This window comes from Actinomadura gamaensis, from assembly GCF_042652125.1.
In the GTDB taxonomy this organism is placed as follows: Bacteria; Actinomycetota; Actinomycetes; order Streptosporangiales; family Streptosporangiaceae; genus Spirillospora; species Spirillospora gamaensis.
This window is the reverse complement of the sequence record NZ_JBHSIT010000008.1, coordinates 477,517-496,259: the sequence shown is the minus strand read 5'-3', so window position 1 is coordinate 496,259 and position 18,743 is coordinate 477,517. Positions and strand designations below refer to the sequence as shown.

15 protein-coding genes are annotated in these 18,743 nt (G+C 71.8%); 12 read left to right on the top strand and 3 right to left on the bottom strand.

Going from position 1 to position 18,743, the window contains the following annotated elements:
• Window positions 1-257 precede the first annotated feature (257 nt).
• Together ACFPCY_RS28005 and ACFPCY_RS28000 are read right to left on the bottom strand one after the other, a co-directional pair.
• Complete coding sequence (locus tag ACFPCY_RS28005; protein WP_378259827.1) at window positions 258-2,009, bottom strand: ABC transporter ATP-binding protein; 1,752 nt, start codon at window positions 2,007-2,009, stop codon at window positions 258-260.
• Window positions 2,006-3,718 (bottom strand): ABC transporter ATP-binding protein, encoded by a 1,713-nt coding sequence (locus tag ACFPCY_RS28000; RefSeq protein WP_378259826.1) that lies wholly within the window; start codon window positions 3,716-3,718, stop codon window positions 2,006-2,008. Before ACFPCY_RS28000 ends, ACFPCY_RS28005 begins: the two co-directional genes overlap by 4 nt.
• A 231-nt stretch (window positions 3,719-3,949) precedes the next feature.
• Between ACFPCY_RS28000 and ACFPCY_RS27995 the strand changes: the two genes are divergently transcribed.
• The 9 genes from ACFPCY_RS27995 to ACFPCY_RS27955 all read left to right on the top strand — a co-directional run bounded on the left by ACFPCY_RS27995 (window position 3,950) and on the right by ACFPCY_RS27955 (window position 14,929).
• On the top strand, window positions 3,950-5,194 hold the full coding sequence (locus tag ACFPCY_RS27995; protein WP_378259825.1) for a PP2C family protein-serine/threonine phosphatase: 1,245 nt from the start codon (window positions 3,950-3,952) through the stop codon (window positions 5,192-5,194).
• Window positions 5,195-5,424: 230 nt separating this feature from the next.
• The gene (locus ACFPCY_RS27990) at window positions 5,425-6,114 is read left to right on the top strand and encodes a succinate dehydrogenase cytochrome b subunit (protein ID WP_378259824.1); all 690 of its coding nucleotides are present in this window, start codon (window positions 5,425-5,427) and stop codon (window positions 6,112-6,114) included.
• A gap of 2 nt (window positions 6,115-6,116) precedes the next feature.
• Entirely contained in the window at window positions 6,117-8,057 is a 1,941-nt protein-coding gene (locus ACFPCY_RS27985; protein WP_378259823.1) for a fumarate reductase/succinate dehydrogenase flavoprotein subunit, read from the top strand.
• A complete protein-coding gene (locus tag ACFPCY_RS27980) occupies window positions 8,057-8,809 on the top strand; it encodes a succinate dehydrogenase/fumarate reductase iron-sulfur subunit (RefSeq protein WP_378259822.1) in 753 nt (250 codons plus the stop codon). The genes ACFPCY_RS27985 and ACFPCY_RS27980 overlap by 1 nt, the downstream gene beginning before the upstream one ends.
• 340 nt (window positions 8,810-9,149) lie before the next feature.
• On the top strand, window positions 9,150-9,980 hold the full coding sequence (locus ACFPCY_RS27975; protein WP_378259821.1) for a hypothetical protein: 831 nt from the start codon (window positions 9,150-9,152) through the stop codon (window positions 9,978-9,980).
• An 11-nt stretch (window positions 9,981-9,991) separates the two neighbouring features.
• A complete protein-coding gene (locus tag ACFPCY_RS27970; RefSeq protein WP_378259820.1) occupies window positions 9,992-11,977 on the top strand; it encodes a fumarate reductase/succinate dehydrogenase flavoprotein subunit in 1,986 nt (661 codons plus the stop codon).
• On the top strand, window positions 11,974-12,744 hold the full coding sequence (locus ACFPCY_RS27965; RefSeq protein WP_378259819.1) for a succinate dehydrogenase/fumarate reductase iron-sulfur subunit: 771 nt from the start codon (window positions 11,974-11,976) through the stop codon (window positions 12,742-12,744). The genes ACFPCY_RS27970 and ACFPCY_RS27965 overlap by 4 nt, the downstream gene beginning before the upstream one ends.
• A 281-nt stretch (window positions 12,745-13,025) precedes the next feature.
• Window positions 13,026-13,709 carry a Crp/Fnr family transcriptional regulator gene (locus ACFPCY_RS27960; RefSeq protein WP_378259818.1) on the top strand — a complete coding sequence of 228 codons (684 nt, stop codon included), beginning with the start codon at window positions 13,026-13,028 and terminating at the stop codon, window positions 13,707-13,709.
• 185 nt (window positions 13,710-13,894) lie between these two features.
• Window positions 13,895-14,929 carry a LysR family transcriptional regulator gene (locus ACFPCY_RS27955; protein ID WP_378259817.1) on the top strand — a complete coding sequence of 345 codons (1,035 nt, stop codon included), beginning with the start codon at window positions 13,895-13,897 and terminating at the stop codon, window positions 14,927-14,929.
• Window positions 14,930-14,954: 25 nt separating this feature from the next.
• Here ACFPCY_RS27955 and ACFPCY_RS27950 read toward each other — a convergent pair whose 3' ends face one another.
• Complete coding sequence (locus ACFPCY_RS27950) at window positions 14,955-15,188, bottom strand: hypothetical protein (protein WP_378259816.1); 234 nt, start codon at window positions 15,186-15,188, stop codon at window positions 14,955-14,957.
• Window positions 15,189-15,492: 304 nt separating this feature from the next.
• Here ACFPCY_RS27950 and ACFPCY_RS27945 point away from each other — a divergent pair, with 304 nt between their 5' ends.
• The 3 genes from ACFPCY_RS27945 (at window position 15,493) to ACFPCY_RS27935 (ending at window position 18,657) form a co-directional block, all read left to right on the top strand.
• Window positions 15,493-16,221: a hypothetical protein gene (locus ACFPCY_RS27945; RefSeq protein WP_378259815.1), complete on the top strand. Its 729-nt coding sequence runs from the start codon at window positions 15,493-15,495 to the stop codon at window positions 16,219-16,221.
• 110 nt (window positions 16,222-16,331) lie between these two features.
• Window positions 16,332-17,972 carry an LCP family protein gene (locus ACFPCY_RS27940; protein WP_378259814.1) on the top strand — a complete coding sequence of 547 codons (1,641 nt, stop codon included), beginning with the start codon at window positions 16,332-16,334 and terminating at the stop codon, window positions 17,970-17,972.
• A 148-nt stretch (window positions 17,973-18,120) separates the two neighbouring features.
• Window positions 18,121-18,657: a DUF4282 domain-containing protein gene (locus ACFPCY_RS27935; protein WP_378259813.1), complete on the top strand. Its 537-nt coding sequence runs from the start codon at window positions 18,121-18,123 to the stop codon at window positions 18,655-18,657.
• The last annotated feature ends 86 nt before the right edge of the window (window positions 18,658-18,743 follow it).

The window sequence follows — 18,743 nt, the reverse complement described above, 5'->3', positions numbered from 1 at the left end:
CGCCGGGAGAAAAAGGACGAACCGACGCAAGCGTGTCACCACCCGCGCAGGGACGATGCCGAAGGCGAGTCCTCGCGCGTCGGGTCACGAAGCGATGCCGCGCCCGCACGAGCGTCCGCGCCAGACCGCGCAGATCGCAAACTGCCTCGCCCCGTCACCGGTTGCGGTCGGCGATCTCGACTGGCTGGTCGCGAAGCGATGCCGCGCCCGCACGAGCGTCCGCGCCGGGCCGCGCGGGGTGCGTGCTCCTTGCCGCTTCAGCGGTTGCGGTCGGCGGGCTGGCGGTCGCCGTGCCAGGACGACCAGAGGGCGGCGTAGGAGCCGTTCTCGGCCAGGAGCTCGTCGTGAGTGCCCAGTTCGGTGATGCGGCCGTCCTCCACGACCGCGACGCGGTCGGCGTCGTGGGCGGTGTGGAGGCGGTGCGCGATCGCGACGACCGTGCGCCCGTCCAGGACGGCGGCCAGCGAGCGTTCCAGGCGCCGGGCCGCCCTCGGGTCCAGCAGCGAGGTCGCCTCGTCCAGGACGAGCGTGTGCGGGTCGGCGAGGACGAGGCGCGCCAGGGCCAGCTGCTGGGCCTGCGCCGGGGACAGGTCCTCGCCCGCCGCGCCGACCTCGGCGGACAGGTCCGGGCCGTCCCAGTCGACGGCCTCCAGCGCCGCGCGGACCTGCTCGTCGGTGGCGCCGGGGTTCGCCATCACCAGGTTGTCGCGCAGCGTGCCGCGGAACACGTGGTGCTCCTGCGTGACGAGGGCGACGTGGCCGCGCAGCTCGTCCAGCGGCAGCTCCACCAGCGGGACGGGCGCGTCCTCGCCGACCTCGACCGTGCCCGAGCGCGGGCCGTCGATGCCCGCGATCAGGCGGCCGAGGGTGGACTTGCCCGCGCCGGACGGCCCGACCATCGCCAGCCGCTCCCCCGGACGCAGCGCCAGGTCCACGCCGTGCAGGACGTCGTGGCCGGGCCGGTAGGCGTACCGGACGTCGCGGACCGCGATCCGCTCGCCGTCCGGGCGCGCCGACGTCGGCACCCGGTCGGCCGGGACGTTCCCGACGCCGAGCAGGCGGGCCAGCGACGCGCCGCCGATCTGCACCTCGTCCAGCCGGGTGAGCAGCATGTCCACCGGGCCGACGAGCTGCTGGACGTACAGGGTCGCGGCGGTCACCTGGCCCAGCGAGGCGAGCCCGCGCGCGTGCAGCAGGCCGCCGACGACGAGCGTCCCGACGATCGGCAGCAGGTAGCCGCTCTCCACGACGGGGAACAGGACGGTCCGCAGCCCGAGCGTGTACCGCTCGCGCGAGAACGAGCGGGCGATGTCGGCGTCGCCGCGCTCGATCCGCCGCCGCTGGAGGCCGAACGCCTCGACCGTCCGCGCGCCCTGGACGGTCTCGGCGAGCCCGTCGGTCAGCTCCGCCCAGGCCGCCTCCTCGCGCAGGTAGCCGTCGCGGGCGCGCTTGAGGTACCAGCGCATGCCGAAGTAGATGGACGGCAGGCCGAGCAGCACCGGCAGCGCGACGAGCGGGCCGGTCAGCAGCAGCGCGACGAGCGTCAGCACGATCGTGACGCTGCCGATGACCATCTCCGGGACGGCCTCGCGGACCACGCCGGACAGCTCCCCGACGTCCCGCGAGGTGCGGCTGACCAGGTCGCCCGTCCCGGCGCGCTCGACCCGCGACAGCGGCAGGGCGAGGACGCGGCCGACGAACTCCTCGCGCAGCTCCGCCATGACCCGCTCGCCGAGCCGCGCGGACGCGAAGTAAGCGTACCGGGTCAGCACGCCCTGCACGATGACGAATCCGGCGATCGCCGCGCCGACGGCGTCGATGTTGGCCGTCCCGGCGCGGACGCCGTCCACCAGGCCGCCGAGCAGCCGGGGCGCGACGAGCCCGGACACGGCCGCGAGGGCGTGCAGGGCCAGCGCGCCGGCCAGGGCGCGCGGATGCCGCCGGGCGAGCTCGACGGCGTACGCGCGCACCTGGGCGCGCGTGGCGACGGGCAGGATGGCGGTGCTCATGTGGCTCCACGGGTGACGACGGCGGCGTAGCGCGGTTCGGTGTCGAGCAGGTCGCGGTGGGTGCCCTCGGCGACCACCTCGCCGTGCTCGACGAACGCGACGTGGTCGGCGCGGTCCAGGACGAGCGGGCTGGTGGTGGCGATCACGGTCGTCCGGCCGGCCCGGACGCGGCCGATCCGCTCGGCGATCGCGGCCTCGGTGTGCGCATCCACCGCGCTGGTCGGCTCGACCAGGACGAGCACCTCGGGGTCGGCGGCCAGCGCCCGGACGAGGCGCAGCCGCTGCCGCTGCCCGCCGGAGAACTCGCGTCCGGCCTCGGCGACGTGCTCGTCCAGGCCGGTGGCCTCCACCACGTCCGCCGCCGAGGCGGCCTCGACGGCCTCGTCCAGGGTGACCGTCCCGGGCGCGCGGGACGCGTCCGGCGGCGCGAGGGTGTCCGGTGGCGCGAGGGTGTCGTGGAGTGGGCCGGAGAAGAGCCGGTCCTCGTTCACGGCGACCAGCACTCGCGACCGGACGTCCGCGACGTCGGCGAGCGGGACGCCCGCGTAGGTGACGTCGCCCTCGGCGTAGCGGCCGAGGCGGTCGGCCACGGCGGCGGCGTCGCGCGGGTCGGCGGCGGCGACGGCGGTGACCCGTCCCGGACGCACGACCAGCCCGGACGCGGCGTCGACCAGCTCGGCCGGGCCGTCCACGACGCGGGTCCCGGTGGACGCGATCTCCGGCTCGATCGACAGCAGGCGGCAGACGCGCCCGGCGGCGACGCGTCCCTTGGTGAACTTCTGCGCCATCTCGCCGATCGTGCGCAGCGGCTCCACCAGGAAGACCGCGTACCCGTAGAACGCGACGAGCTGCCCGACGGTGATCCGGTGCTCCTGGGCGAAGTGCGCGCCGAGCCAGGTGACCAGCGCGACGAGCAGGCCGGGCAGCAGCACCTCCGCGCCGCTGATCCGCGACTCGGCCCACGCGACCCGCACCCCGGCCCGCCGGACCTCCTGGGACCGGCGGGCGTAGCGGCCCGCGAACAGGCCCTCGCCGCCGACGCCGCGCAGCACCCGCAGGCCCGCGACCAGGTCGGTGGCCGTCGAGTTCAGCTCGCTGACCAGCTCGCGGTGCGCGTCCTCGCGGCGCTCGTAGGGGCGCAGCAGCGGCGCGGCGAGCGCCAGGATCACCGGGACGCCGATCAGCACGACCAGCCCGAGCGGCCAGGACGTGGCGAGCAGCAGCGCCGCGACCGCGACGATCGCGACGACCGAGCCGGTGCCGCGGCCGACGATGTCCAGGACGTCCCCGATCCGGGCGACGTCGGAGATGCCGACGCTGACCACCTCGCCCGCGGTGATCCGCTTCGGCAGCGTCGCGCCGAGCCGCGTCGTCTGCCGGGTGACGACCTGGATCGTCCGGTAGGCGGCCGACAGCCAGTTGAACACCGCCAGCCGGTGCCGGGTCACGCTCGACGCCATCTGCAGCACGCCGAGCGCGGACAGCGCGCCCGCCCAGCGCAGCAGCGCGCCCGTGTCCTCCCCGGCCACCCCGTCGTCGATGGCGCGTCCGATCGCGGCGGGCATCAGGGCCTGGGAGAGGAAGAACAGCGACCCCAGGACCGCCACGCCGACGACGCTCCGCCGCTGGACGCGCACCAGCCAGAGCAGGTAGCGCGTCGGGGAGCCGTGGTCGGGGGTCCCCGGATCGGAAACCGGCAACTCCTTCACCCTGCGAAGGTATGCGGCGTCCCCCGGCCGGCACGAACCATTTTTCCGGCCTCGCCGCCCCGGCGGAACACTCTTCCCGTCCCGGCGGAACACTCTTTCCGCCCCGGCGGAACACTCTTCCCGCCCCGGCGGACCGCTTCTCCCCGGCCCGGAGGGAACCCCCCTTCCGGCCCGGCTCGGTGATCGTCCGAGGTGCGCCGCGCCCGCCGACCGGCTAGCCTCCCTCGGGACGTGACCACTCCCCGCCGCCCCCTCCCGCCGCCCGGCCAGTCCGAGACCGTCGAGCTCCTGGCCGTCTTCGCCGACCCCTCCGACGTGCTGATGGTGGAGAAGATGCTCACCGAGGCCGGGCTGGAGGTCGCGCTGACCGTCGCCGCCTCGGTGGACGAGGCGCGCCACCGGGTGACCCGGCGCACCCAGTGCATCCTGCTCGACCTGTCCGGGCCGGAGGCCGACCGGCTGACCGGCCTGCGCCGGATGCTGTCGGTCTCCGGGACGGCCGCGGTGATCGTGCTGACCGGCGTGGACGACGCGGCCCTGGGCGTCCGCGCGGTCGCCGCCGGAGCCGAGGACTACCTGGTCAAGCGGGAGGTCGACGGCCCGCTGCTGGCCCGCGCCGTGCGGTACGGGATCGAGCGGCGGCGCGCGGAGGAGAGCGAGCGGCGGCTGGTCGAGGCGCGGCTGATGGCCGCCGAGAACGCCCGGCTGGAGCGCGGCCTGCTGCCCGTCCCGCTGATCGACGACCCGGCCCTGACGCACCACACCCGGTACCGGCCCGGCCGGTCCCGCGCGCTGCTCGGCGGCGACTTCTACGACACCGTGCAGACCGCCGACGGCACCGTGCACCTGGTGATCGGCGATGTTTCCGGGCACGGCCCGGACGAGGCCGCGCTCGGCGTCGAGATGCGGATGGCGTGGCGGACGCTCGTCCTCGCCGGCCACACCGGCGAGCAGCTGCTCGGCACGCTCGACACCGTCCTCGGGCACGAGCGGCGCGACGACGAGACGTTCACGACGCTGTGCATGATCACGGTCGCGCCGTCCCGGCGGTCGGCCCGGCTGTACCTGGCCGGGCACCCGGCGCCGCTGCTGTTCACCGGCGCCGGCATCGGGACCGACATCGGGACCGGGACCGGCGCCGGCCCCGACCCGGAGGCCCGCGTCGCCGTGCTGCCGGACTGCGCGCGCGGCCCGGCCCTCGGCCTGCTGCCGGGCGCCGACTGGCCGCTGACCGAGGTCGAGCTCGGCGCGTCCTGGAGCCTGATGCTCTACACCGACGGCCTGATCGAGGGGTACCGCGGGGACGGCTCGTCCGAGCGGCTCGGCACCGAGGGCCTGGTGGAGCTGGCGCGCGAGGCGTCCGGGCGCGGGCTGGCCGGACGCGCGCTGCTGGACGACCTGGTCGCGGGCGTCGAGCGCCTCAACGGCGACATCCTCACCGACGACCTCGCGGTGCTGCTGCTCTCCCACCGCTGAGCCTCCGCCGTCGATGTGACCCACGTCACCTGCGGTTTCATCTACTACAGGGCGTAGAGCATGATGTACTACAGGCTGTAGTTCCCGTCTGATGTGTGAACTCTGTCACGGTCTGTGATCACCGAACGGTCACGACCCCCTGGTCGGAGCGGGTCATAGCCAACGGCTATCGAAACGAGTGCCTCCATGACTTGGCCCTCTTTCCCCAGGCCGCCCTACCGTTCCGAGCTGTGGCTATAGCGAGTACTGCGATCTACAGATCGACCGTCGGCAAGAAGGCGGTCATGGCGGTGACAGGGGCGATCCTCGTCGGCTTCCTGATCGCGCACATGATCGGGAACCTCAAGATCTTCCTCGGCGCGAGCGACTTCGACCACTACGCGCACTGGCTGCGCACGATGGGCGAGCCCGCCGTCCCCCGGCGCACGCTGCTGACGATCCTGGAGATCGTGCTCGGCGTCTCCGTCGTCCTGCACATGTGGTCCGCGGTGTCGCTGGCCCGGCGCGCGAGCGCCGCCCGGCCCGTGAAGTACCACGGCAAGAAGAAGTCGCACGCCCAGGGCTACGCCACGCACACCATGCGCTACGGCGGCGTGATCATCCTGCTGTTCGTCATCTGGCACCTGCTGGACCTGACCTTCTACGCGGTCAACCCCAAGGGCTCGGACGCCACCCCCTACGAGCGGGTCATCGCCGACTTCGACGCCTCCCGCTGGTACATCACCGTCTGGTACGTCCTCGCCGTCCTGCTCGTCGGCCTGCACCTGCGCCACGGCATCTGGAGCGCGTTCCAGTCCCTCGGCCTCCGCTCGCCGCGCAACAACGGCACCCTGCGCGCCCTCGCCGCGGGCATCGCCGCCGTCGTCACGATCGGCTTCATCGCCGTGCCGATCTCCGTCACCTTCGGATGGGTGAGCTGACCATGACCGAACCCCTCTTCGACACCGGCGACCCGATCGTCGACACCAAGGCCCCCGCGGGTCCGGTCGAGAACCGCTGGACCACCCGCAAGTTCGAGGCCAAGCTGGTCAACCCGGCCAACCGCCGCAAGAAGAAGATCATCATCATCGGCACCGGCCTGGCGGGCGGCTCCGCCGGCGCGACCCTCGGCGAGGCCGGCTACCACGTCATCCAGTTCTGCTTCCAGGACTCGCCCCGCCGCGCCCACTCCATCGCCGCGCAGGGCGGCATCAACGCCGCCAAGAACTACCGCAACGACGGCGACTCGGTGCACCGCCTGTTCTACGACACCGTGAAGGGCGGCGACTTCCGCTCCCGCGAGTCGAACGTGCACCGCCTCGCCGAGATCTCCACGCAGATCATCGACCAGTGCGTCGCGCAGGGCGTCCCGTTCGCCCGCGAGTACGGCGGCCTGCTCGACAACCGCTCCTTCGGCGGCACGCAGGTCTCCCGCACCTTCTACGCCCGCGGCCAGACGGGCCAGCAGCTGCTGCTCGGCGCCTACCAGGCGCTCATGCGCCAGGTGGACGCCGGGAACGTCGAACTGCACGCGCGGCACGAGATGCTCGACCTGATCATGGAGGACGGGCGCGCCCGCGGCGTCGTCGTCCGCGACCTGATCAGCGGCGAGATCAAGCACTACACCGCCGACGCGGTCGTGCTGGCGTCCGGCGGCTACGGGAACGTCTTCTTCCTGTCCACCAACGCCATGGGCTCCAACGTCACCGCGTCCTGGCGCGCGCACAAGCACGGGGCCTACTTCGCCAACCCCTGCTACACGCAGATCCACCCGACCTGCATCCCCTACTCCGGCGAGCACCAGTCCAAGCTGACGCTGATGTCGGAGTCGCTGCGCAACGACGGCCGCGTCTGGGTGCCCAAGAAGGCGGGCGACGAGCGCGCCCCCGGCGACATCCCCGAGGACGAGCGCGACTACTACCTGGAGCGCATCTACCCGTCCTTCGGCAACCTGGTGCCGCGCGACATCGCCTCCCGCGCCGCCAAGAACGTCTGCGACGAGGGACGCGGCGTCGGCCCCGGCGGGCAGGGCGTCTACCTGGACTTCGCCGACGCGATCCAGCGGCTCGGCCGCAAGGCCGTCGAGGCCAAGTACGGCAACCTGTTCGAGATGTACGAGCGCATCACGGGCGAGAACCCGTACGAGGTGCCGATGCGCATCTACCCCGCCGTCCACTACACGATGGGCGGGCTGTGGGTCGACTACGACCTGCAGTCCAACATCCCCGGCCTGTTCGTGATCGGCGAGGCCAACTTCTCCGACCACGGCGCGAACCGGCTCGGCGCGTCCGCCCTGATGCAGGGCCTCGCGGACGGCTACTTCGTCCTGCCGACCGGCCTCGGCGACTACCTGGCCCGCAACACCGGCCTCGGCGAGGTCTCCGAGACCGCGATCTCCGAGGCCGAGCAGCGGGTGTCCGCGCAGATCGAGAAGCTGCTGTCGATCGACGGCACCCGGACTGTCGACTCCTTCCACCGCGAGCTCGGCCACATCATGTGGGAGTACTGCGGCATGGAGCGCACCGAGGAGGGCCTGCGCAAGGCGCTGGAGCTGATCCCGGCGCTGCGCGCGGAGTTCTGGGAGAACGTCAAGGTCACCGGCAAGGGCGAGGAGCTCAACAAGGAGCTGGAGAAGGCCGGCCGCGTCGCCGACTTCCTCGAACTCGCCGAGCTCATGGTGATCGACGCGCTGCACCGCACCGAGTCCTGCGGCGGCCACTTCCGCGCCGAGTCCCAGGACGAGGACGGCGAGGCCAAGCGCGACGACGAGAACTTCTCCTACGTCGCGGCCTGGGAGTGGGGCGGGGGCGACACCAGGCCCGTCCTGCACAAGGAAGCCCTCGAATTCGAATACGTCCACCCCACGCAGAGGTCGTACAAGTAATGAAGCTCACCCTGCGCATCTGGCGCCAGACCGGCCCGAACGACGAGGGCCGGATGGTCGAGTACCCCATCGACGACATCTCCCCGGACGCCTCGTTCCTGGAGATGCTGGACGTCCTCAACGAGCGGCTGATCACCGAGGGCGAGGAGCCCGTCGCGTTCGACCACGACTGCCGCGAGGGCATCTGCGGCATGTGCTCGCTGGTGATCAACGGCACCCCGCACGGCCCGGAGCGGAACACCACCACCTGCCAGCTCCACATGCGCAAGTTCAAGGACGGCGAGGTCATCGACGTCGAGCCGTGGCGGGCCCGCGCCTTCCCGGTCGTCAAGGACCTGGTGGTCGACCGGTCGGCGTTCGACCGCGTGATCCAGTCCGGCGGCTACATCACCGCCCCGACCGGCACCGCGCCCGAGGCCCACTCCGTCCCGGTGCCCAAGCCGGACGCCGACCGCGCGTTCGAGGCCGCCGAGTGCATCGGCTGCGGCGCGTGCGTCGCGGCCTGCCCGAACGGCTCGGCCGCGCTGTTCCTCGGCGCGAAGATCACCCACCTGGGCCTGATGCCCCAGGGCCAGCCCGAGCGCTGGGACCGCGTCGTCTCCATGCTGGAGACCCACGACGAGGCCGGCTTCGGCGGCTGCACGAACACCGGCGAGTGCACCGTCGCCTGCCCCAAGGGCATCCCCCTGGACGTCATCGGAAATCTCAACCGCGACTTCATCAAGGCCACCGTGGGCGGCAAGAAGAAGTAGGCAGTTCCGAGCTCCGAGAAGCCCCGCGACCGCTCCGGTCGCGGGGCTTCGCCGTTTCCGGAAGCGCTATAGCGCAATGCCGGACTGCGATGATCATGCCTGTTCGCACTCGTCTCGATTCTCCTAGGCCATAGGCGCAGGTTATGAGTGAGATCCGCCCGAATGAGGGAAGAAGCGCAGGCGACCATGTGTGCAGTGTCACACGCCCGCCTCGTTGTTATGTGGGTCACAGTCGCGCGACGGTGGCGTAGGGTCACATCCCCCGGAGGCGCGAGAACGGGGATCCACCCTTGCGGGGAGCCCTCCCCGTCACCCCGAACCGAGCTCAGGAGAGCGATCGATGAGCACAGTGGAGGCGCCAGGCAAAGCGCGCGCCCAGATCAAGGAACGCACGCTCCGGCGGGACAACTGGCGCGTCTATCCGATCACCACCCTGGTGATCTTCACGGCGTGGGTGGTGTACGCGACCATCCGCGCGTTCTGGGGAGCGGCCTTCTTCGTCCCCCAGTACCACTACCTGACGCCGTTCTACTCGCCCTGCTTCAACGAGATCTGCAACAACGTCAGCGCGAACGGGCACACCGGGGACGCCGCGGAGTTCGGCACGTTCCTGCCCGCCTCGACGCGCGGCTGGATCCCGTTCGCGGCGGTCTCGCTGCCGTTCCTGCTGCTGTTCCGGCTGACGTGCTACTACTACCGGAAGGCGTACTACCGGTCGTACTGGGCGTCCCCGCCCGCGTGCGCGGTGGCCGAGCCCCACCAGCGGTACACCGGCGAGCGCCGCTTCCCGCTGATCGGCCAGAACCTGCACCGCTACTTCTGGATGGCGGCGTTCCTGATCTCCCTCGTCAACACCTGGGACGCGATCCGCGCCTTCCACGGCAAGGACGGCGGGTTCGGCATCGGGCTCGGCACCGTGGTGCTGGTCGCCAACGTCGTCCTGCTGTGGCTGTACACCCTGTCGTGCCACTCCTGCCGGCACATCGTCGGCGGCCGGTTGAAGAACTTCTCCAAGCACCCGGTCCGGTACTGGATGTGGGGGCAGGTCTCCAAGCTGAACCAGCAGCACGGCAGGTACGCGCTCATCACGCTCGGATCGCTGGTGGTGGCCGACCTCTACGTCGCGCTGGTCTCCAGTGGCACCATCTCCGACCTGCGATTCTTCAACTGAGGAAACCCCTGATGACCGAAATCGAGAGGCACGCCTACGACGTCGTCGTGATCGGCGCGGGCGGAGCGGGGCTGCGCGCGGCGATCGAGGCGCGGCTCCAGGGCAAGAGGGTCGCCGTCATCTCCAAGTCGCTGTTCGGCAAGGCGCACACGGTGATGGCCGAGGGCGGCGCGGCGGCCGCGATGGGCAACGCGAACCCGAACGACAACTGGCAGGTCCACTTCCGCGACACCATGCGCGGCGGGAAGTTCCTCAACAACTGGCGGATGGCCGAGCTGCACGCCAAGGAGGCCCCCGACCGGGTGTGGGAGCTGGAGGCGTGGGGCGCGCTGTTCGACCGCACCAAGGACGGCAAGATCTCGCAGCGCAACTTCGGCGGGCACGAATACCCGCGCCTGGCGCACGTCGGCGACCGCACCGGCCTGGAGATGATCCGGACGCTCCAGCAGAAGGTCGTCGCGCTCCAGCAGGAGGACCACCGCGAGCACGGCGCCTACGACGCGCGGATCAGGGTCTGGGCCGAGACCACCGTGACCCGCCTGCTGAAGGACGGCGAGGGACGGATCTGCGGCGCGTTCGCCTACGTCCGCGAGTCCGGGAAGTTCGTGGTGTTCGAGACCCCGGCGATCGTCATGGCGACCGGCGGCATCGGCAAGGCGTTCAAGGTGACGTCCAACTCCTGGGAGTACACCGGCGACGGGCACGCGCTCGCGCTGCTCGCCGGGGCGTCGCTGCTGAACATGGAGTTCGTCCAGTTCCACCCGACCGGGATGGTATGGCCGCCGTCGGTGAAGGGCCTGCTCGTCACCGAGTCGGTGCGCGGCGACCGGGGCGTGCTGCGCAATTCCGACGGCAAGCGGTTCATGTTCGACTACATCCCCGAGGTGTTCAAGGACAAGTACGCGACGACCGAGGAGGAGGCCGACCGCTGGTACGACGACCCGGAGAACAACCGCCGTCCACCGGAGCTGCTGCCGCGTGACGAGGTCGCGCGCGCCATCAACGCCGAGGTGAAGGCGGGACGCGGGTCACCGCACGGCGGCGTGTTCCTGACCGTCGTGGGCCGGATGCCCGGCGGCGCGGAGGAGATCCGGCGGCGGCTGCCGTCGATGTACCACCAGTTCAAGGAGCTGGCGGACGTCGACATCACCGCCGAGCCGATGGAGGTCGGGCCGACCTGCCACTACGTGATGGGCGGGATCGAGGTCGACCCGGACACGGGCGCGGCGCTGGTGCCGGGCCTGTTCGCGGCGGGCGAGTGCTCGGGCGGCATGCACGGCTCGAACCGGCTCGGCGGCAACTCCCTGTCGGACCTGCTCGTCTTCGGACGCCGCGCCGGGCTCGGCGCGGTCGAGTACGTGGACGCGCTGCCGGACCGTCCGGCCGTGCCCGACGCGGAGGTCGAGGCGGCCTCGGCGGAGGCGCTGGCGCCGTTCGGCCGTCCGGACGGGGAGAACCCGTACGCGGTGCACGGCGAGCTCCAGACGACGATGAACGAGCTGGTCGGCATCATCCGCACCGAGTCCGAGCTGGCCGAGGCGCTGGAGAAGCTCGACAAGCTGCGCGAGCGCGTCGCGCGGGTCGGCGTCGCGCCGGTCGCGGTCGGCGCGGGCGCGGACGCCGGCGACGGGCGCGGCTACCACCCCGGCTGGCACCTCGCGCTGGACCTGCGGAACATGCTGCTGGTGTCCGAGGCGGTCGCGCGCGCGGCGCTGGAGCGGCAGGAGAGCCGCGGCGGGCACACCCGCGACGACTACCCGGCGATGTCGGCGGACTGGCGCAAGGTCAACCTGATCTGCCGGCTGTCCGGCGACGCGTCCTCCCCGGTGACGGGCGCGCACGTCGAGCTGCGCCGGCAGCCGATGGAGCCGATGCGGGCCGACCTCATCGGCCTGTTCGAGACCGACGAGCTGAAGAAGTACCTCACCGCGGCCGAGCTGCCCGGCGGCGACACTGCGGAGGCGACGGAGGCGGCGGGCGAGGAGGACGGCCGGTGAGCTACGAGGCCAAGTTCCGGGTGTGGCGCGGCGACGAGGGCCGCGGCGAGCTGCGCGACTACACCGTGGAGGTGAACGAGGGCGAGGTCGTCCTCGACATCATCCACCGGCTGCAGGCGACGCAGGCCCCCGACCTCGCCGTCCGGTGGAACTGCAAGGCGGGCAAGTGCGGCTCCTGCTCGGCCGAGGTGAACGGCATGCCGCGGCTGATGTGCATGACGCGGATGTCCACCTTCGAGCCGGACGAGGTCGTGACGGTCACGCCCGTCCGCACCTTCCCGGTGATCCGCGACCTGGTCACCGACGTCTCGTTCAACTACGAGAAGGCGCAGGAGATCCCGGCGTTCGACCCCGGCGACACCAAGCCGGGCGAGTTCCGGATGCAGCAGGTGGACGTGGAGCGCTCGCAGGAGTTCCGCAAGTGCATCGAGTGCTTCCTGTGCAACAACGTCTGCCACGTCATCCGCGACCACGAGGAGAACAAGCCGTCGTTCGCGGGGCCGCGCTTCCTGATGCGGATCGCCGAGCTGGAGATGCACCCGGCGGACGAGGCGGACCGGCGCAACATCGCGCAGGAGGACCACGGCCTCGGCTTCTGCAACATCACCAAGTGCTGCACCGAGGTCTGCCCCGAGGGCATCAAGATCACTGACAACGCGCTGATCCCGATGAAGGAGCGCGTGGTCGGCCGCCGCTACGACCCGGTCGTCTGGCTGGGCTCGAAGCTCGGCATCGTGAAGAAGGGCCAGGACACGCCGTCCGCGTGAGCCCTGCGAGTGCGTGAGGGCGTGCGCTCGTCCGGCGGACGGCGGTGATCCGGCGGACGGGGCGGCGGTGACGGCGGGCGGCGAGCCCCCGTCACCGCCGCCCGTCGCCACCGCCGTTCCCCGCGAACGCCGTCGGCCACCGTGACAACTGGGCCACCGTGCCGCGCTCCACCCTCGCTCTTGGACGCCGCGGAGAATAGGTAGAAGTACACAGAACCGGCCCTTGATTTGTTCTACAGTCGTGGGTCCCCTCACGCCGCCCCGCGACTTAGCGTGGAAGGATGACCGCCTTGGAGCCGGGCTCCTTCCTCGCCGAGCTCACCCCCGCCGAACGGACCGACCTCGAATCACGCGGCGGCGTGCGCACCTTCGACCGCGGGGAGGTCCTGTTCCACGAGGGCGAGGACGGCGTGTGGGTGGCGGTCCTGCTCTCCGGCCGCGTCAAGGCGTTCTCCACCCGCGAGCAGGGCGGCGAGGCGGTCCTCGGCGTCCGCGGCCCGGGGTCCCTGCTGGGCGAGGTCGCGGCGATCGACGAACTGCCCCGCTCCGCCTCGGTGAAGACCCTCGAACCCGCCCGCGCCCTCGCGCTCACCACCGAGGACTTCCGCGCCTACCTCGCCGCGAACCCGCGCGTCTCCTTCATCATCATGAAGATGCTCTGCCAGCGCTGGCGCGAAGCCGACCGGGGCCGCGTGGAGTTCGGCATGTTCGACGCCACCGGCCGCGTCGCCCAACGCCTCGTCGAACTGGCCGAACGCTTCGGCGTCCCGTACACGGGCGTGAACGGTTCGAGCGTCCAGATCACCCTGAACCTCACGCAGGAGGAACTGGCCGGCTGGGTGGGCGCCTCCCGCGAAGCCGTCAGCAAAGCCCTCCGCACCCTCCGCCGCCACGGCTGGATAGAGACCGGCCGGCGCAGCGTGATAGTCCACGACCTCCAAGCCCTCCGCCGCCACGCCCGCTGACCGGGGTGTCCAGACGCCGCGTCCGGGCGTGGACGTGCAGGCGCCGCGTCGAGAGGTTCGCGGGCAGGCCGGGAGTCCGCGCCACGACAGCCCTGCCCACGAGCGCGGAGGTTTGACCTGCGGAGATGGCGGGAGTCGGCGGGCCGGACGGTGGGGCGCGGGCGGCCTGCCCCTACCCTGTGAGCGTGCAGTTGCAGCAGCTCGCCTACTTCGTCGCGGTCGCGGAGGTCAGGCACTTCACGCAGGCGGCCGAGCTGCTGCGCGTCGCCCAGCCGTCGCTGTCCAAGCAGATCCGGGCGCTGGAGACCGAGCTCGGCGCGTCCCTGTTCAGCCGGGCGCGCGGCAACATCACGCTCACGCCGGCGGGCGAGGCGCTGCTCCCCCTGGCCAAGCGGATCCTCGCCGACGTCGACACCGCGCGGCTCGAAGTGCAGGAGCTCGCCGGGCTGCGGCGCGGACGGGTGCGGCTCGGCGCGACGCCGTCGCTGTGCGCGGGCCTGCTCGGGGACGTCCTGCGCCGGTTCCACGACGCTTACCCGGGCATCGAGCTGCTCGTCGAGGAGGGCGGCTCGCGCGACCTGGTGCGGGACCTGACCCGCGGCTCGCTCGACCTCGCGCTCGTCATCCTGCCGCTGCACGGCGATCCGCCGCTGTCCACGACGCCGATCCTGCGCGAGGACCTGGTGGTCGCCTCCCCCGCCGCCGAGCCGGGGACCCGCGCCGAGACGGGCGTGGGCGGACGCCTCGCCGACCGCGCGGGCCAGCTCCCGCGCCGTCCCTACCTGCACATCTCCGACCTGCGCGACCGTCCGCTGGTGATGTTCCGCTCCGGCTACGACCTGCGCGAGGCGACGATCAGCGCGTGCCGCGCGGCCGGGTTCGAGCCGCGCTTCGCGGTCGAGGGCGGCGAGATGGATGCCGTCCTCCGCTTCGTGGAGGCGGGGCTGGGCATCGCCGTGGTGCCGAGCATGGTGCTGGCCGGACGGCCCGGCTTACACGGCACCCCGCTGCTCATCACCGACGAGGACGACCCGGTCCGGGGCGGACGCCGCGCCGATCCCGACCACGGCCTGCGCCGCACCATCGCCCTGGCCCACCGCAAGGACGTCGATCTGACGCACGCCGCCCGCGCCTTCCAGGAGACCCTGGAGAGCTTCCTCGTCGAAGCCGGTCTGGCCGCCGGTCTTCCCTCTGGTGTGGAAACCCTTCTGACCCCCTGATCTCTCCCGATGGCTCGACCGCGCCTCACCGGTGGAGGGTGCGGTGGAGACGGGCTTCGGCGTCGGCGGCGCGTCCGTTGCCGTAGACGCGCAGGACCTCGGCGATCTCCGGGAAGCTGACGTCGATCGCCGTGGCCGGGTGCTGCAGGCGCTGTTGCGTGAGGTCGCGTCCGCGTCCGAGATCGAGGCGGATCCGGTCGAGCATGGCGAACCGCCCACCCACGACCCAACCCCCGAGCACGCCCCAACCCCCGAGCACGCCCCAGATCGTACGCGCCCCACCCCCAGCCACCCCTCGACAGCGCGCCCCGCGCAACGCTCGCAGACATCGCTCGCCGCGCAGTACCGAGCGCCGTAGGTGCGCGGGCGGGTGGCGAGGGGGGCGTTGAGCGCTGAGCGCTTGGTTACGGGTGGTGGCGGCTGTGGGTTATTGGGCCGGGGAAGCGTGGAGGGACGGAGGAGGGGCGATTTGCGGGGGCGGGGGTGAACCGGGGGGCCGCGTGGGGGGTCAGTACAGGTAGGCGGGCGTTTCGGAGGCGTCCTCTTGTCGGCAGGAGCATGCGATGTCCTATGGTCCGTCCCCGTATCCGGGGCCGCGGTACGCGGAGAGCCCGGTTCGTCCGCCGCTTCCCCAGACCGTCCAGATCGCGTTCTATCTGATGCTGGTCGGGGCGGCGCTGCAGGTGCTCGGCTTCATCATCACGGTGGTGCGCATCAGCGCGTTGCGGGACCAGCTGCGCAGGCAGCTGATCGACAGCGGCTCGACGCCGAGCGAGTCGTCCCTGGACGCGCTGGTGACGGTGGTGATCGCCGTCGCGGGGGCGTTCGCGCTGATCGGCGTGGGCCTGTGGATCTGGATGGCGTTCGCCAACCGGGCGGGACGGCACTGGGCCCGCATCACCGGGACGGTGTTCTTCGGCCTGTACACGCTGAGCACGCTGTCCGGCCTGCTCGTGCTGGCGACGAACGGTTCGCGGCAGTACAGCGTCGGTTCCAGCACGCCCGCGAACTTCGCGATCAGCGCGATCACCTGGGTGATCGGGCTCGCCATCGTGCTGCTGATCTGGAACAGGGCGTCCTCCGCCTACTACCGGCCGCCGTACGCGCCCGCGCCGTACGCCCAGCCGCAGGCCGGATATCCGTACGGCCAGAGCGCCCAGGCCGTCCAGCCGCAGGGGTCGCCGTACCCGGTCCAGGCGCCGCCGCCCGCGCCGATCCAGCCGCCGGACGGGGCCGAGCAGCAGGGGACGAATCCACCCTCCACACCACCGAACTGGCAGAATCCGGCCTAGCGCTCCGGGGGTAACTCAAGCCCGCCTAGCGAACTTTGCGCTATTTGGCCCCATAATCTGGCAGGGCGACCCCGCGCCCTCCACCAGTGCTGACCTCGAAACGGGACCGAATGAGCGACAAAGACGCCGAACGCGAGCACCCGCGCGCGGACCTCCCCCGGGACGCGTCCGCGCCGGGCACACCCGCGCGCTCCGAGGGCGCCGACGCCCCCGGTTCGGCCCCGTCCGGAGACGCACCCGCCGAGTCGGACGCCTCCGGCCTGGAGGCCGTGGGGCTCGAAGCCGGCGCGACCGAAGCCGGCGCGACCGAAGCCGAAGGCGCCCGGGTCAAGCGGCTCGAGCAGCGGAAGGCCCGGAACCGCAAGGTGATCCGCTGGGTCGCCGCCGGGACGGCCGGGGCGCTGCTGATCGCCGGAGGCGTCGCGACCTGGCTCTACCAGGACCTTCGCGGCAACATCCGGCAGGAGCACGTCAAGGACAGGCTCGGGGAGAACCGGCCGGCCAAGCTGAACAAGTCCCTGAACATCCTGCTGATCGGCTCCGACACCCGCGAGGGCGAGAACGGCCGGTACGGCTCCACCGCCGACATCTCCGGCGCGCGGTCGGACACCACGATCCTGCTCCACCTGTCCCCGAACCGGGACCAGGCCGTCGGGATCAGCTTCCCCCGCGACTCCATGGTCCAGATGCCGACCTGCAAGCGCGACAAGGGCGCCGACGTCCCCGCCCACTTCGGGATGATCAACGAGGCGTTCGCGTACGCGGGGCCGACCTGCACCTGGAAGACGCTCGAATCCCTGACCGGCATCCACATCGACCACTTCGTCCAGGTCGACTTCGTCGGCTTCAAGCGCATGGTGGACGCGCTGGGCGGCGTCGAGATCTGCCTCGACAAGCCGGTCGACGACCCGCGCGCCGAACTGCACCTGAAGGCCGGCCGCCAGGTCGTGAAGGGCGACGACGCCCTCGGCTACGTCCGCGCCCGCTACTCCCTCGGCGACGGCTCCGACCTCGAGCGCATCCAGCGCCAGCAGAAGTTCATGGCGTCCGTCGTGAGCAAGGCGACCAGCTCGTCCATGCTCACCGACCCGGCCAAGACCTACGGCTTCCTCAAGGCGGCGACCAAGTCGGTCACCACCGACGACGAGCTCGACCTCGGCACCATGAAGAAGATCGCGGACGGCCTGAAGGACATGAGCGCCGGCCAGGTCCGGTTCGTCACGGTCCCGGTGGAGCCCTACGCCCCCGACCCGAACCGCGTCCAGTGGAACCAGTCGCAGGCCAAGGGGCTCTTCCAGGCCGTCCAGCACGACAACGACCTGCCCGCCGTCCCGTCCGGCCCGCCGGCGCCCCAGAGCTCCGGCCGTCCGCCGGCCGCGGGCCCGCCGTCCGCCACGACGAAGCCGCCCGCGAAGGTCCGCGTCACCGTCGTGGACGCCGGCGCCAAGCCGCAGGACGTCACCCGCATCGTCCAGCAACTCCACCGCCGCGGTTTCGACGTCCAGAGCAAGGTGGAGAAGGGCGCCGCGGCCCAGCAGACCAGCCTGTCCTACGCCCCCGCCGCCGAAGGCCAGGCCACCCGCCTCGCCCGCATCGCCCCCACCGCCGCCCTGACCCCCGACCCGAACGTCCCGGCGGACACCCTCCGCCTGACCCTCGGCGCGGACGGCCTCCAGCTCCTCCCCCCGAAGGCCATCGACTCCATCACCGGCGGCGTCAAGTCCGACCAGAACCTCTGCGAGAAAAGCTGACGAGCGGCGCCGCTCCCGTCCGTTGCGGGTGAGATTTCCGCTACCGGCCGACAGGATCGGCGTGCCGCGCGGGTACTGTCGGCGGGCCGTCCGCGCCCGCGCGCTCTAGAGTCGTTCCAACGGTCAGGAACCCCACCAGGAGACGGCGATGACGCACCCATCCGACCCCGGTCAGTCCCAGCCGCCGGGCCATCCGTACGGCCCGCCCCCGCCGCCTCCGGCACAGCCGCAGCACGACCAGCCGGCTCAGCACCACCCGCAGCCCCAGAACACCCCGCAGCCTCCGCCCGCCTACCAGCAGCCGGGGCCCGTCCCCGGTCCGCGCGCGGACGGGGGCCGGCAGCGGATGACCGGCCCGCAGCAGGCGTGGGTTCCGCCGCCCCGCCAGAAGGGCGTGGTCGCGGCGCTGCTCGACGCCAACTTCGACACCTTCGTCACGCCCAAGCTGATCAAGTTCTGGTACATCCTGGCGATCCTGCTGGTCAGCGTCCAGTGCCTGGCGTTCCTCCTGCTGGGGCTGCGGATCGCGACGTGGGACGACTTCTGGGGGTGGGGCGTCATCATGGCCGTCGCCTCGCCGTTCGTCTGGCTCTTCGAACTGCTGATGGTGCGGATCCTGATGGAGGCGGTCATGGTGCGGTTCAAGGGCGTGGAGTACCTGAACGTGATCAAGGACAAGGTCTGAGCGGTTCTGGCAGGCACTGAGGACGAGGACGGACGTCAGGTGGCCGAGTTCGGGGAGACGCGACGCGACCCGGGAGTGACCCGGCG

What these genes read in the sequence shown, in the direction of transcription:
- ACFPCY_RS28005 (WP_378259827.1), bottom strand. Translation starts at nt 2,009, where the DNA reads ATGAGCACCGCCATCCTGCCCGTCGCCACGCGCGCCCAGGTGCGCGCG.
- ACFPCY_RS27985 (WP_378259823.1), top strand. Translation starts at nt 6,117, where the DNA reads ATGACCGAACCCCTCTTCGACACCGGCGACCCGATCGTCGACACCAAG.
- ACFPCY_RS27980 (WP_378259822.1), top strand. Translation starts at nt 8,057, where the DNA reads ATGAAGCTCACCCTGCGCATCTGGCGCCAGACCGGCCCGAACGACGAG.
- ACFPCY_RS27975 (WP_378259821.1), top strand. Translation starts at nt 9,150, where the DNA reads ATGAGCACAGTGGAGGCGCCAGGCAAAGCGCGCGCCCAGATCAAGGAA.
- ACFPCY_RS27970 (WP_378259820.1), top strand. Translation starts at nt 9,992, where the DNA reads ATGACCGAAATCGAGAGGCACGCCTACGACGTCGTCGTGATCGGCGCG.
- ACFPCY_RS27960 (WP_378259818.1), top strand. Translation starts at nt 13,026, where the DNA reads ATGACCGCCTTGGAGCCGGGCTCCTTCCTCGCCGAGCTCACCCCCGCC.
- ACFPCY_RS27945 (WP_378259815.1), top strand. Translation starts at nt 15,493, where the DNA reads ATGTCCTATGGTCCGTCCCCGTATCCGGGGCCGCGGTACGCGGAGAGC.
- ACFPCY_RS27940 (WP_378259814.1), top strand. Translation starts at nt 16,332, where the DNA reads ATGAGCGACAAAGACGCCGAACGCGAGCACCCGCGCGCGGACCTCCCC.
- ACFPCY_RS27935 (WP_378259813.1), top strand. Translation starts at nt 18,121, where the DNA reads ATGACGCACCCATCCGACCCCGGTCAGTCCCAGCCGCCGGGCCATCCG.